Source organism: Streptomyces sp. NPDC006385 (assembly GCF_040612485.1).
Taxonomy (GTDB): Bacteria; Actinomycetota; Actinomycetes; order Streptomycetales; family Streptomycetaceae; genus Streptomyces.
On sequence record NZ_JBEXQG010000043.1, the window covers coordinates 61359 to 75392 of the forward strand.

Below are 14034 nucleotides of genomic sequence, written 5' to 3' on the forward strand. Positions count from 1 at the left end.
GGGTCCCCCGTCCTTCTTATCGCTTGGAGAGCACGGTCAACTGGCCCTCGTTGATGGTCACTTCACGGCCGCGCAGAATGACCTCCGCACCCGCGCCGGTCGCGATGACCACGGCCTCCTTGGTGATACGGATGTACGCGCCCCCCTGGGCCTGGAGGAGGATCCCCTGCTCGGCGCCGGGTGTGTCGTTCATGACGAGCTTGTGCGCCTGCGGGGTCTGCACGACGACGGGCTTGTTCGGCGCGTCGGCCGCGAGTTCACGCCGAGCGTCAGGAGGGAGCTCCTCGGCGGCGCCGTACCAGCACCCGGTCCACACGGGGAAGCTGGGATCCCCCTGCTCGAACTCCACCCATACGCCGGCGCCCGGCGGCGGCACCACGAACTGGCCCGCCTCGGGTCCGGTGAACGGCAGACAGGGCAGCGCCCAGGTGGACGGCTCGTCGCCGAGGACGTCCGGGACCTCGACGGTGATGCGGCCGATGCGCAGCGGGTCGTCGTTGCTGACGACCCGGCCGCGGAACTTGCCGAGGTAGCGATTGCTGGGTGCCGCCATGCTGAACTGCTCCTGATGGTGAGTGAATCGGCCGCTACGGCCGGACGTAGTCGCTGCGGGCTTCGAGTCCCTCTCGGGAGAGGGTGAAGTTCTGCTGGTAGGAGCCCGGACGCAGGTTGTGCGTGACGGACTTGACGTAGTAGTCGCCGTCGTACGCCCGTCCGGAGCCGCGTACGCCGACCAGTTGGCGCGGCTGGAGGATGTAGCCGTGCCGGATGACGTCGAGCGAACCGGAGCCGGAGACGACGTCGGCGGACACGGCGGCGCGGGCGAGGAGTTCGGCCTCGGCCTGCTCGCGCTGCTGCTTGGCCGTGCCGGAGAGGGTCCTGCGCTTGAGGGCCGGGGTGGGCCGCTTGCCGAGGGGCGGGCGCAGCGGGCTGATGGACGGCTGCGGGAGCAGGGCGGACTGCCGGGTCTCGGGGTTCTGCCAACGGGCCTGCGGCTCCTCGCGGGCCGTGCCGTCGTACGCGAAGGTCAGCTGGTCGACCGTCGAGTTGGCGTCCATGTTGACGTTGAGGGCGTGCTGGCGGATGCCGAGGCGGAGTTCCGGACCCCAACGGGCGGATGACTGGCCGGGGTTGGGGCCGGGCTCCAGGTAGAAGGTGTAGCCGTTGGCGCGGGCCAGCTCGGTGACGTACTGGAGGTCGGTCTGCGTCTGGTAGTGCACCCGCAGGTCCTGGTGCGGGGGCTGGGCGATCTTCTCGGTGTAGACGTCGGGCCGGATGCCGTAGTCGGAGTAGCGGCGCAGGATGGCGAGCACCCGCTCGGAGGGCGGCAGGTTGGGATACCGGGCGGTGCGCTCCTCCAGGTCCATGAGCAGTGTCAGGTCCTCCCCGGTGACGGTGAGGGTGGAGTGGCCGGGCTGGTTGCTGGCGCCGACCTCGTGCCGCACGATGAGCCCGTCGAAGAGCACGTCGGAGGTGCCTCGGACGGCCACGGTGACGATGAGCCGGGTCTTGGGGTCGAAGAACCCTTCCGGCAGGAGCCGTCGGCTGATGATCCCGTTCTTGGTGAGGTCGAAGGCGAGCTGGAACCCGCTGCGCTCCCCGGCGGTGGCGGTGATCTGGGCGGACAGCAGGGCCTCGGTCACCTCGGCCGGGACGGGCCGGGCGAGCTTGGGCCCCATGAGGAGCGTGATGTGGACGGGGCCCTGCCCCACGGGCAGATCAAACACGCCGGTCTCCCCTGCCGCCGGGGAAGCCGCCGGCGAGCGGGATGTCGACGACGCGCCCGGCCTCCTCGGTCAACTCCCGCGGATCGAGTACGGGGTTGGCGTCGGCGATCTGCCACCACTGGCCGGGGTCGCCGAAGTAGCGCTGCGCGAGGAGGTCGGGGCGCTCGCCGGCCCCGACGGTGTGCGGCTGGGTGAGGTCGCCGTCCCTGTCCTCGGACTGGTCGAGCGGGGGCAGCAGCCGGCGCTTGGCGTACCGGACTTCGGTCCCGTCGGGGCGGCGGTGGATCCCGATCTCGGCGTCGTGGTAGCGGCTGGTGCGCGGGTAGGGATGGGACCCCGGTATGGCGTCCAGGACGTTCTCGTAGGGCTCGATGTCGGCCATGGTGTGCTGCTCAGCCCCTTCCGATCACGGCGTTGGGCGCGGTTGCGGTTCCGGCGAGCCCGAGCCCGCCGAGGCTGCCGCCGCGCGCGGCTGCGGCGAGGCGTTCCTTCTGAGCGAGGTGCGCCATGTAGAGGTCGGCGCCGCGGTGGCCGGCGGGAAGATCACTGACGGTGAGGATCTTCATGCCGATGCTGAGGGAGGCTCGGATCGGGTTGAGGTTCACGTCGAAGGCGGACTCGTTGACGGACAGCTCGGTGAGCCGGACGGGCATGACGCGCTTGCTCCCCCAGGTGAAGAGGGTGAGCGGCATCTCGATCGGGCTGATCTCGATCGCGCCCTTCTGCGACAACTTGCTGGCGGCACGAAGCTGAGCGACGGTCGGCTGCACCAGCATCTCGAGGGTGGCGAGCTGCGGGTGGATGCCGTCGGGCGCGGCGATCTCGAACTGGTCGGTGGCGTCGATCTCGGCGGTGAACTTCCAGGTCTCCTGGGCGGGGCCTTTGAGGCGGAGGGCTTCGTTGCGGTCGCCGCTGCCGGTACCGCCGCCGCCGGCGTCACCACTGTCGCCGGCGGACTGGGGGGCGACGCTGCGCTCCAGGGTGTCCGGGTTGAACTGGAGGACGATGATCCGCTGGGGGGTGCCGGTGTCGGGGTTGACTACGACTATTCCGGAGCGGATGGGTTTGGGGATGTCGGCGTAGCGGGTCACGTGCGCTCCCGGAAGCGGGCCTTCAGGTCCGAGTAGTCGTAATCAGGAAAGAGCTGCGGGAAGACCTCCAGCATTTCCGCGAGGCCCTTCACGACGGGCGTGAACCCTGGATCACCGAACTCCACGTCACAGAAGAGGTACTGCCAGCCGATGGTTCCCTTGGTTGCGAGCAAGGTGTCCAGGTAGGCCCCGTAGTCCAAGTCCATGGGAAGAGTCCTCGGCCGCATATCGAAGAACCAAATCTCGGGGTTCGAGGAGCCGTTGACCACCCGTAGCGCGGTCAAACGGCCAGTTCCAGTACTGGGCGTGTCGTCGAAAATCCTCAGTTCGTCATAGAGTTCACGCTCTCGGTCGGTTTTTCCCTCCCGCGTGTTCGACACGTGGTTTCCGGCGACACTGCGATACAGGTGGGTCAGATGAAATTCTCCGACCATATGCGAGTCAGGGCGGGAGGATCGCCAGTACATCTTGATTTCATGAAATCGGAAGAAATTGCGCTGAACCTCCGACCCAAGCGGCAAACTCTTACTCGATTCAAGTCGCCGGAAGATGACCGCCGGATCGTCGAACGGCGATCGAATTTCACCGAACTCAGCCTCCGAGACGTTCACACCAGGAGCATCACACATTTCCCTGAATACCCTGGCACAGCGTTTCTCGAACAGCGTCGCGTTGGCGCTCTCGGGGATCATTGAGTCCTCACTCCTACCAGCGGACACGCTTATCCACCTTGTCCAGCTTTCTGAGCTTCACAAGCATGTCCGGGAGGCCCGGCATTGCCTTGTCTTCACCCATGCGCTCCCGCTCGCCCTCCATGTGAAACTCAAGGTCCGCGTAGTCATGGAATTTTCCGCCGGGCCTGCTTTTTCGAACCCGGATGACATGATCGGCCAACCCGTAACTACAGTCGAGCATGTCATGGATGCGGTCACGACCATTCCTGTTGATGAAGAGCGCTCCTGCTTCATCTTTATCAGGTGGCATGGGATGCGCAGAGAACCCCTTCGTCGCGCCCTTCCTCCGCCAATCCCCAGGATTCTTTCCGGTCCCGCGGACCTTTGTGTATCCGCCGTACTCCGCGTATATATAACTGGGGAAATCAGCGAAATCCTTGGTGCGATCAGCGGGATCCAGTCCAAGTTCGGCGGGATCCTGGAGACGGGAGTAGCCGAACCGGACATCAGTCTTGTACCAAATCATCCTTTCCTCGTCCGGGATGGCCTTATAAGCGGGATCTTCGACACCGTTCAGGAAGTTGTTATTGTCCACCCCTCGGGCGGGAACGAGGTTATTCCCCGCCCCTCTGGCTTTTCCACCGAGCCGCTCGGGCAGCAGATGCATTCTGACCCAGGCGGCACCGTCACTCATGCCTTGCCTTCGGATGTACGGCCACCCTAGAGGCATCCCGTCATTTGCCAGCCTCGCTTCTTCGCCGGGACCCCCAAATACTGTCTTGTTTGACTCCTGAACCCAATCAACGCGGAAACCCTCTGCCCGCTTGTCCTTGTAAGCCGGATCTTTATAGTCCGGCAGATCGTAGTACTTTCGCTTGGCGGCATGCAGGGCCAACGTCTTCATCACACGCTCAAGCTCCCTGTACTGCCGGTCTATTTTCTGCTTTTCCTCCCTTGTTGCATTTTTGCTCCTTGTGGGGATTCCGCTCTCCTTATCCTCCGCTATTTTGTGCTGCCGTTCGGTCTCCTTGATGGCATCCAATTGGTCGTCGATCTCGGGTGACGGCTTCTGCTTCTCGATATCCGCTCTCCAACTGGCAACGAATGACGGCACCTCCTTTGGCGTGCTGTGAACGTAGATGTCCTGGTTCCCGCCACCACCGTGAAACTTCAGGGTGTGGATCTCACCGGCTTCGTCCCGGAAGCGCACCGTCGGCCGCTCGATCACTTCCTCGTTCTGCCGGTCCCGCCTCGCCCTGTCCCGCTTGCGGGACAGGGCACGCCGCATCCGATCCCGCCGCCGCCTCCACAGCTCCCTCAGCCGGCGTGCCCGGTTGTTCAGCCTGCTGCCGAGCTTGCGGCCCTTGCCGTGCAGGCGGCGGCCGGCGCGGCGGGCCCTGTTCAGGGCCGACTTGATGGTCTGGCGGGCGCGGCGCAGCTTGCGGCGGGTGCGGGATTCGGGGCGGCGACGCGGGCGCTTCTTGGGGTTGAGTTTCCTCCTGCCGTCGTTGTCCCTGTCGCGGTCCTTGTTGCGCCCCTTGTCGTCCTGCTTCTTCTTGCGCAGGAGGTCCTTGTCCCGGGTCTGGTCCTTGTCCCGGTCGCGCTTCTTCGGGCGCAGGGTGTCGCGGGCCGGGCCGCGGCGGGGCTTGCTCGCCGCGGCCCTGTCGTCGTCGCGGCGCTGCTTGCGCTTGGCGTCGCGCAGCCGGCGGCGGGCCGCGTTGACCTCGCGTCCCTCCTCGCGGCGCTCCTGTTCGTCGCGCTTCTTCTTCGGCTTGGACTGCTGCGCGGGGCGGGGCTTCTTCTCGGGGGTGGACCGCTTCCCCGGACGGGGGCCCGTTTCCGGGTGGGAGGTCTTGTCCGGGGAGGGCTTGCGCGGGGCCGACGGCTGGCCCGGCTTGTCGGTCGGGCCGGGCTTGTCGGCCGTCGGACCGGGCTTGTCCGGTCCGGGCTGGTGGGCCGGGCGGGGCTGGTCGTTCTGGCCCTGCCCGTTGTTCTGTCCCTGCCCGTTGTTCTGGCCGGGGGCTCCGGGCTGACCGGGGGCGTCAGGTCCGCCAGGGCCCTTCTTCTTCCCGCGGATGCTCTTGAGCATGTCGCCGAGTTTCGTGGCCACTCCGCCCATGAACCGGCTGACGCCTTCGATCAGGAACTCGTAGATGAGTTCCAGCAGGGCGACGACTCCTGCCGCCACCGCCTTGGCGAAGGGCAGCGCTCCGTTGCCGCTCTTGACCGACTTCAGGAAGTCCATGAAGAGGCCGAAGGCGGCCAGGATCTCGCTCAGTGCTCCCCAGGCGGTCTTCAGGGCGTCGATGATGGCCATGGCCCATCCGGCACCCGGGATGAGTTTGGCGACGACTTTCTCGACGACCATCACGCCGACGATGACGGGGAGTTGGGGCAACGCCTCGTCCCAGGCCATCTTGCCCATCTCTTCCGCGCTGACACCGCCCTCGATCAGCTCCCGGAAGTCCTCCATCGGGATTCCGACGATTTCCTGGACCTTCTGGTTGAACCATTCCTTGACGGCGCTCTTGACCTCGTCGAAGAGGTGTTCCCTGGCGCCCGTGTCGGCCGCGGCGCCCGCCTTGCTGATCCAGTCGCCGGGGTCGGAGACGATGTCGTTGAAGATGGCGGCCCAGTCACCGAGCGCCTGGACGACCGCCTGCCCGAACTCCACCGCCTTGACCGTGACGGTCTCCGCGACCTCGACGGCGGCCAGCAACCCGCCTTCCAGCAGGTCGAGCCCGGCGACGAGCGCGCTGCACAGACCGTCGAGCAGCGTGCCGGCGACCTTCTTGAGCGCGTCCGCGGCCTCGTTGACCTTCTGTACGGCCCAGTCGCGCGCGCCGTCGATAGTGTCGCGCCACTTGTCGCGCATCGCCGGGTAGTCGGCGAGCAGTTCGTCGCCGAAGGCGATCAGGGCGTCGGCGAAGTCGTTGATCTGCTTGACGACCCAGTTGCGCGCGGTGTCGATGAGCTCGAAGACCTCTTTCTTGAAGCGGTCGATGAGATCGGTGACGGCCTTGCGCGCCCGTTCGAAGAAGCCCTTGATGGCGCTCTTGAGGTCCTCCCACCACTGCTTGAGCTGGTCGAGGAACCCGCCCTCCCCCTTCTCGGCCTCCTTCTTCTTGTCGTCCTGTTTCTGCTCCGCGTCCCTCTCCGCGGCGACCTGCTCGTCGTCGATCTTCTTGTTGTCGTCCTCCGTACGCTTGTCTACCTGCTTGTCGGTGTCCTCCTGCTTCTCCGTGATGTCCTTGCGGACCTTGTCGTACTTCTTGCCCTTCTTGTCGTCGATCTCCGCGACCTTGTCGTCCTGCTCCTTGCGCCACTTGTCGCGGGAATCGGCGATCTCGGACTGGCCCCTCTCACGCTCGTCGGCCTGCTTCTTGGTGCTGGCGTCGACCTCGCGCTTCAGGTCCTGATCGTGCTTGTGCTTGTCGCTCTTTGCCTTCTCGTCCTTGTTCTTGCGCTCCTGCCCCATCTTCTGCTGGGCGTCGCCGAAGCCCTGCTGGATCTGCGGGCCGCGGTCGTGCTCGGCAACGGCGGACGCGGACTCGATCGGCACCCCGCCCCCGGCCCGGGGCGCACCGCCGCGCTTCTGCCCGGCCTGCTTCCCACCCTTGCCGACCTTGCCGGTCAGCGTCTCGCGCGGGGCGTCCGGGTAGATCTGGTCCTCGCCCATCGGCCGGGCGGCGTCGTCGCGGCCGGCCTGGTGCAGCTCGTTCTTCCGCTCGTCGAGCTTCTGCCCCTGCTCGTCCGTGCGCTGCGGGTCGGAGTCGTCCTGGAGGGGCAGGCCGGGGGCGTTGCCCACCCGGGTGCCCTTCATCCCCTCGTCCGACGTCGGCATATCCATGATCGAGTCGATCAGGTCGTCGAACGGGAAGATCCGCTTCAGCAGCTCGCCGCCGATCGTCAGCAGGATGTCCCACCAGCTCGGTTCCGGGACGTCGGCGCCAGGTGCCTGTCCCTCCGGTCGCTGCTCGCCGGTGATCTCGTCCGTCCTGCCCTTGGCGGCGTCGGTGCGGGCGACCTTGGCGTTGGTGTACGTCCCCGGGGCGGCGGCCCTCGGACCGCCCGGAACCGTCCGCGGCGAGCCGATGGGGCGCTCCATCCGCGGCGGCCCCTTGTGCAGCGCCGAACGCTCCTTGTCCACGGAGTTGTTCACTGCCCCGTTGAGGCCCTTGAAGGTCTCCAGCATCTGGTACGGCTTGAGCCGCGACGCCGTTGCCAGCCCGGCCTCCGGCGTTCCCTTGGAGACATCGGGAACCGGGGTTTCCTGCTTGGGCTTCGCCGGCCCGGACGCCCGGCGGCCGCCGCCACCTCCTCGCGCGGGCGCGGGAGCCGTACGGCCGCCGCCACCGCCGCTTCCGCCGCGCCGGACGTTCTTGGCCGCCTGTCTGGCCGCCTGCCGCTGCTTGGGCGTGGCCTTGGCCTTCGGGCGTGCCGGAGTGCTCCCCGGCGCCGGTTTCGCGGACGACTCGGCCTGGGGTGAACCGCCCCTGGCCTCGGCCACGGCGGCCCTGGGACCGGCCGCCGTGCCGGGCGAGAGTTTCGGCGCGCTGCCGCGGCCTGGCGCGGACACGCTCTCCCGGCCGCTCTGGGGGCCCGGTATCGTCGCGGGCCCCTTCCCCTCGGTGACGTCCGCCACTTGGACGGCGTCCTTCGTCACGGTGTCGAACTCGGAGGCATCGTTCCCGCTCGAAACCGTGCCGCTCGCCGCTCCGCCCCCGTCGTCGGCCGCGGCCGCGCCCGCCGTGGAGCCGGAGGACGACTGAGCCGTCGAGCCGGAGGACGACCCGGCCTGCGAGCCGGTTTCCGCACCGGACGGGGTGTCGGGTCCCGTACCGCTTCGCGTACCGGAGACCTCTCCGGTCCCGCCGGAGGAGTGCGTGCCCTTGCTCCCGGAGCCTTCTGAGCTCTTTCCTCCCCCCTCCGCCGACGCCGTGCCCGAAGACGAGCCCGTCCCCGCGTCCGAGGACGCGGAAGACGAACTGGCGCCCTGCTTGCGGGCGTCCTCGTCGGCCTTCGACAGCTGACCCGGCGCGGCCGTATCGCCACCGGCCCCGGGCACCGGTCCGCCCGTGGCCTCGGTCGCGGTACGAGCCGCCTCGTCCCGGCGCCTGGCCTCGGCGTCCTCCCTGCGCTCCTCGGCCTGTTCCCGCTCCCGCTCGGCGTCGTCGGGGTCAGCCGGGTCCGAGCCCTTCTCGTCCTGGCCCTCGGCGGTCCTCTCCTCCGCACGCTCGTCCGGCTCGGGACCGATCTCCTGCTCGATGGACTTGTCGGACTGGAGGTCCTGGTCGAGGCGTCGGTCGGACTCCTGCTCCTCCTCGGAGGAGGGCGCGCCCCCGCCGGGTCCGTCGGGCCCTCCCTCCGTCTCCCGCAGCGCTTTGGCCGACGGGTCCTCGTCGGCCGGGGATTCGATCACACCGGGAGCAGCGTCCTGCCCACCACCGGAGGAGTCCTTCTCCTTCTGCTGCTTCGCGGCCGGGAGGAGCGATCCGGCGAGATCGGCCTCGGACAGGGAGCCTTCGGCATCGGCGCCGTCCGCCTCTTCGTCCTGCGCCTCCAGTTCATCGTCCTCGTACTCTTCGCCGCTCTCCTCGTCGTCCTCGTCGTCCTCGTCCTGCTCCTCCGGCTCCTCCTCCAGCCCCAACGGCTCGTCGTCGGCGTCCTCTTCGTTCTCCGGATCCCCGGCGCGGCGCTCCTCGTCGCGGTCGCCGCCCTTGCGGTCCTTCTCGCCGGGCTCCGCTCCGCTGGTGTCCAGGGCCCCGGGCTCGGCGCCGCTCTCCTCGGCGGCCGCCTCCTCACTCGCGCCCTCGGCGCCCTGCCCTTCGCTGTCCGCGGCCTGCTGCGCCGACTGTTCCGGGGAGTCCTCTTCCTGGCCGCGGGCCGCGCTCTCCTGGTCCTGCTGCGCGGCCCGCTGGGCGGCGTCCTTGTCCTGCTGCCTGGCCCGGGCCTGCTCCTGCTGTCGCGCACCGGCGGCTTCCTTGTCCTGCCCGGCCGACGGTCCGGGGCCCGCCGACGCGCTCTGCGCCGCGGGAGCCCGCGCCGCGCCCCCGGCCGCCGACGGCCCGCCCCGCTCCGAGCCACCGTCGCCGGCCGGGTCGGCGTCCTTGCGCTGCCGCGCCCGCCGCCGTCGGTCGTCGCTCTCCTTCTCGTCCCCCTCGCGCTCGTCACGAACGGCGGCCGCCTCGTGCGCACGCTCCTGCCCGATGATCTCGGCTGCGTCGGGGACCGGTTCAGGTGCCCTTGCCGCCACCAGCGGCAGCGGTCCCCGCTCCGTCTCCTCGACCAGCTCCAGCAGCCGGTCGACCTCGGGCGTGAGCAGCAGGGCCTCCAGCCGGTCCAGCACGCTCTCCTGCACTTGCGGCGCCATCCACGCCAGTTGCAGGCGAACGCGCCCCGACAGGTCCTGCGGGTCGCCGCGCAGGGAGCGCAGGACGCCGTTGGCGAGACGGTCGATCAGGGTCGCCGGATCCACCTTCTCCATGCGCCGGCGGTCGGCGTCGACCGTGGCGTACCGCAGCCAGCCGGGTGTGGCCTGGCCCTCCTCGATCTCCGGGGCGGACTCCTGCGTACGTGCCTGCTCAGGACGTACGAGATCGCGTGCCGCCGACTCCGCCTCCCGTTCGATGGCCTGCTGCGGCAGGCTCACCGCGCCGAGTTCGCGGCCGACGCGCAGCGTGCCGAGGCCGTGCGGGTTCTGCACGGTGTGCAGGAGCTCGTGCGCGAGCAGGCGGCGGCCCTCGTCCGTGCCCGGCTTGAAGGTGCCTTCGGCGAAGAAGATGTCCTGGCCGACGGCGACCGCGTCCGCGCCGAGCAGGTCCGTCAGCTGTCCGGCGTCCCGGCCCGTGTGCAGGCGTACGCGGCTGAGGTCGTGGCCGAGCTGTTCCTCCAGCTCGCGCCGTACACCGGGGTCGAGGGGCTGTCCGGCGCCGCTGACGATGTCCTTGGGCTCCGGGGTACGGGACTTCGCCGCGCGTTCCTTGCGCTTGCGGCGGCGCTGTTCGGCCGCCTGCTCGGAACGGGCGTCCTGGGACTGGGAGTTCACCGGGTCACCTCCCCGTGGCCGCTGAGGCCCTCGTGCACCGCACGGGCCAGTTCCTGGCCGAGGCGGCGGGCGGACAGGCCGGCGGGCAGCGGCGGCAGGCCCGACAGGGCGTCGACGGTCAGGGCGCCGTCCGCCGCCAGCGGGACGCCGTGAGCGCGCAGCAGGCGGGTCAGCTCGCGCTCGAACGCGGCCGAGACCCGCTCCGGGTCCGCGCGGAAGCCGTGGAGGGCGAGTTCGCCGATCTCCACCCGGATCTCACGAGGCTCCCTGTGCCTGTGGATTCCACCGTTCACACCCATCCGCGGACCTCCGTCGGCGTCAAGGAGCGCTCCAGCTTCAGATACTCCGTGCGGGCCGCCGCGAGCATGTGCCGCATCTGGAGGCGGTCACCCTCCTCCGCGGCCAGGAACGCGCCGGACAGCGCGATGTTGCGGATCGAGCCGCCCGCGACGGTGAGTCGGGCGAGGAGATCCGGGTCGATGTCCTTGACGGGGGCCTGGGGCGGCAGCACTCTGCGCCAGATCTCGGCTCGCTCGTGTTCCGCCGGGAAGGGGAAGTCGACGACGAAGCGGATACGGCGCAGGAAGGCGGTGTCGAGGGCCTTCTTCATGTTGGTGGTCAGGATGGCGAGGCCCCGGTATGCCTCCATGCGCATCAGCAGGTAGCTGACCTCGAGGTTGGCGTAGCGATCGTGGCTGTCCTTGACCTCACTGCGCTTGCCGAACAGCGCGTCGGCCTCGTCGAAGAGTAGGAGCGCGCCACCGCGTTCGGCCGCGTCGAAGACCCTGCGCAGGTTCTTCTCCGTCTCGCCGATGTACTTGCTCACCACCTGGGAGAGGTCGATCACGAACAGGTCGAGGCCCAGTTCCTTCGCCATCACCTCGGCGGCGAGCGTCTTGCCGGTTCCGGAGCCGCCCGCGAACATCGCGGTGACGCCGAGGCCACGGCGCAGGGTGGCGGCGAATCCCCACTCCTGGTGGACGGTCGCACGCCGGCGTACGTGCGCGACGATCTCCCTGAGGACGCTCGTCTGCCGCTCGTGGAGGACCAGGTCGTCCCAGCCTGCCTGCGGTTCGATACGGCGGCCCAGTTCGTCCATGCCGATCCGGGCCTCCTCCAGGCCGGCCCACCAGGCGAGTTCGGCGGCGTCCAGGCGGTCCTCGTACGGCAGTCGGCGGCGTACGGTGGCGGCCGCGGACCGTACGACGTGCGGCGGCAGCTGGAATTGGGCGATCAGGGAGCGCAGTTCGGTGTCGTCGAGGTCGGCGACGGGGTGGAACGCGTCGGCCCACAGGGCGAGTTGCTCCTCGTCGTCGAGGCGCGGCACGGGCACCCGCGCGCTGTGCGGGCGGTCCGTGCGCAGGGGGTCCTCGCTCGACACGACGACGGGTACGGCCGCCCCGGCCAGGAACGCCTCGGTGGCCGCCCGCTGGTCGCGGTCCAGGTCGCCCACCTCCACCAGCAGCGCGGCGGGCAGCAGGATCGCCTCGCGTTGCCACAGCCGGGCGAGCGCGTCGCGTTCGGCGGGGTCCGCCGGGATGTCCTCGGCGCCCATCGCGTACACCCCGAGCCCGGTGCGTGCGGCCGCGGCGGCGGTGATGTCCGCGCGGCTGCGCAGGTCCCCGCCGGTCACCTCGACGACCGGCGGCGTGTCCGGGGCCGTGACCGCCGTCCAGCCCTCGGCGACCCGGCTCGCGGCCAGGTCGTACGACGGCGGCAGACGGTCCGGGACGGGCGTGCGGCGCAGTCGGCCGTGCAGCCGGGTGTCCAGGTAGGGCGAGCCCAGCAGGAAGTGCAGGATGCGTTCGTCGAGGCGGAGCCGGGAGGTGGTGAGCCGGGACTCGTCGTCGAGTTCGACGATCCGCCACCGGCGCAGCGGCGCGACGGGTGTGAGGGCGCTCCAGTGCGGCTCGGCCAGCGCGGCCAGGGCGAGCGAGAAGGTGGGGAACGCGCGCTGCGGATCGCCGCAGGCGGCGGCGCAACGGGCGGCGGTCGTGGGGTCCAGTTCGTCGGCGGCGGCGAGCAGGATCAGGTCGCGCTCGAAGGGTGTGAGACCGAAGCAGGCCACAAGGGCGTCGAGGGGCTCGGTGACGGAGGCGTCTTTCGGCACCGGGGTGGCGGCCGGCCTGGGCTCCGCTCCCTGGTGGTCTTCGCCCGCCGCGTGGGCGTCGACACGGGACAGGACACGCCGGATCTCCGTCATCAGCGTCGCGCCGGCGGCGTCAGGCGTGTCCGCCGTGTCCGGTGTTCCCGTCGCTCCCGGTTCGTCGGTCCCCATGTCCTCACCCGCCCCCGTCGTCGTCATGTCGTCTCAGTTCTGTGTGTCCTCGGACCCGCCGCCTGCCCCCGTGCCCCGCGCCCTCGTCGGCCTGCTCGGCTGCGCCGTCCTGCGGCCGCGTGCCGGCGCCTTGGCGGGAGCCTTTTTGGCGGGGCTCTTGGTGGCCGTCTTGGCCGGCGCCTTCGCGGGCGGCTCCGCAGGCGGTTCCGCGGTGGCTTTCGCGTCGGATTTCGTGGCGGATTTCGTGGCGGATTTCTCAACCGCCCGCTCGGGAGCGTCGGTTGTTGTGGCGTCAGCCGCGGTCGGTGGCACCGGCGCCCCCGGCGCCCCGAAGGGCAGCACCCGAACTTCCGGCCGCTCCACCGGCTTCGCCGGCACGGGTGTCTCGCGGCCGTCGATGAAGACCAGGGACGCCTGGTAGACGACCGACAGCGAGTACGGCGTCTGATGGAGCATCCCCCACAGCTTCGACGTCTCGTCGATGTCCATCACCGTCGGGGTGAACCGCACGCGCTGCACCGCCTCCGCCAGGTCGCTGCCCGCCAGGTACGGCCGCTCACCGGCCTGTTCGATGACGTCCTTCGGCAGGATCGGTATCTCGTGCAGGGCCCGCACCACGGCGCCGATCAGCCGCTGTCCGACCAGTTCCGTCTCCTCGCCGTACGCGCTGATCAGGTAGTGCAGGTCCAGCGCGGCGGCGGGCCGCTTGACGAGCCGGCCGTCGGACGCGCGGGTCGGCAGGTCGTTGTTGCGCTGCGAGGCGTTGGGCGTGACCTGGTACAGGAAGACGGAGATGGTCGGCTCGGCCGGCGGTTCGGCGGGCGGCTTTCGCGGCTCGACCTTGACGGCCTCACCGAACTCCGGCCCCAGGTTGGACTCCAGCAGCAGGGCGAGGGCCTGGGTGACATGGGCGATGGCGAGTGCGTTGCTCATGAAGTCGGTTCCTCGGTTCCTCGGTCCGTCATGTCACTCCCGCCCTCGCGCCAGGTACTCCGCCAGGCTCAAGGTCGTGCCGGGCCGGCCCGTCGCGGGCGTCCGCTGCCGGCCGCCGCCGGACGGGGACGGGCCCGCCGTCACCTCCAGCCGGCCGATCTGCACCTGGACGACCTGCTCGGGCGCCCGCCCGGGCCGCCGGGCCGATCACATGTGGTCGGCGGTCTGGGACCTGCTGCGCATCGGCTACGAGACGCCCGTCGGCTGGCTGGCCGGCGGCATG

10 protein-coding genes are annotated in these 14034 nt (G+C 69.7%); 1 reads left to right on the plus strand and 9 read right to left on the minus strand.

The genetic code is table 11. The features are described from left to right. Positions 1 to 16: 16 nt before the first annotated feature. The 9 genes from ABZ078_RS28275 to ABZ078_RS28315 form a co-directional block, all read right to left on the minus strand. Positions 17 to 553, minus strand: a complete 537-nt coding sequence (locus ABZ078_RS28275) for a phage baseplate assembly protein V (RefSeq protein WP_356579749.1) — start codon at positions 551 to 553, stop codon at positions 17 to 19. Positions 554 to 587: 34 nt separating this feature from the next. Further along, positions 588 to 1727 (minus strand): hypothetical protein, encoded by a 1140-nt coding sequence (locus ABZ078_RS28280; protein WP_356579751.1) that lies wholly within the window; start codon positions 1725 to 1727, stop codon positions 588 to 590. Beyond that, positions 1720 to 2109, minus strand: a complete 390-nt coding sequence (locus ABZ078_RS28285; protein WP_356579753.1) for a hypothetical protein — start codon at positions 2107 to 2109, stop codon at positions 1720 to 1722. Before ABZ078_RS28285 ends, ABZ078_RS28280 begins: the two co-directional genes overlap by 8 nt. Before the next feature lie 10 nt (positions 2110 to 2119). Continuing rightward, positions 2120 to 2818, minus strand: a complete 699-nt coding sequence (locus tag ABZ078_RS28290) for a hypothetical protein (protein ID WP_356579755.1) — start codon at positions 2816 to 2818, stop codon at positions 2120 to 2122. Then, a complete protein-coding gene (locus ABZ078_RS28295; protein ID WP_356579757.1) occupies positions 2815 to 3510 on the minus strand; it encodes a hypothetical protein in 696 nt (231 codons plus the stop codon). The genes ABZ078_RS28290 and ABZ078_RS28295 overlap by 4 nt, the downstream gene beginning before the upstream one ends. 13 nt (positions 3511 to 3523) lie before the next feature. Continuing rightward, complete coding sequence (locus ABZ078_RS28300; protein WP_356579758.1) at positions 3524 to 10540, minus strand: DUF4157 domain-containing protein; 7017 nt, start codon at positions 10538 to 10540, stop codon at positions 3524 to 3526. Beyond that, on the minus strand, positions 10537 to 10839 hold the full coding sequence (locus ABZ078_RS28305; protein ID WP_356579760.1) for a hypothetical protein: 303 nt from the start codon (positions 10837 to 10839) through the stop codon (positions 10537 to 10539). Before ABZ078_RS28305 ends, ABZ078_RS28300 begins: the two co-directional genes overlap by 4 nt. Beyond that, positions 10830 to 12743, minus strand: a complete 1914-nt coding sequence (locus ABZ078_RS28310; protein WP_356579771.1) for an ATP-binding protein — start codon at positions 12741 to 12743, stop codon at positions 10830 to 10832. Before ABZ078_RS28310 ends, ABZ078_RS28305 begins: the two co-directional genes overlap by 10 nt. A 108-nt stretch (positions 12744 to 12851) precedes the next feature. Beyond that, complete coding sequence (locus tag ABZ078_RS28315) at positions 12852 to 13751, minus strand: DUF4255 domain-containing protein (protein WP_356579762.1); 900 nt, start codon at positions 13749 to 13751, stop codon at positions 12852 to 12854. A gap of 76 nt (positions 13752 to 13827) precedes the next feature. Between ABZ078_RS28315 and ABZ078_RS28320 the strand changes: the two genes are divergently transcribed. After that, the coding region (locus ABZ078_RS28320) for a hypothetical protein (RefSeq protein WP_356579763.1) at positions 13828 to 14034 on the plus strand (207 nt) is incomplete at its 3' end.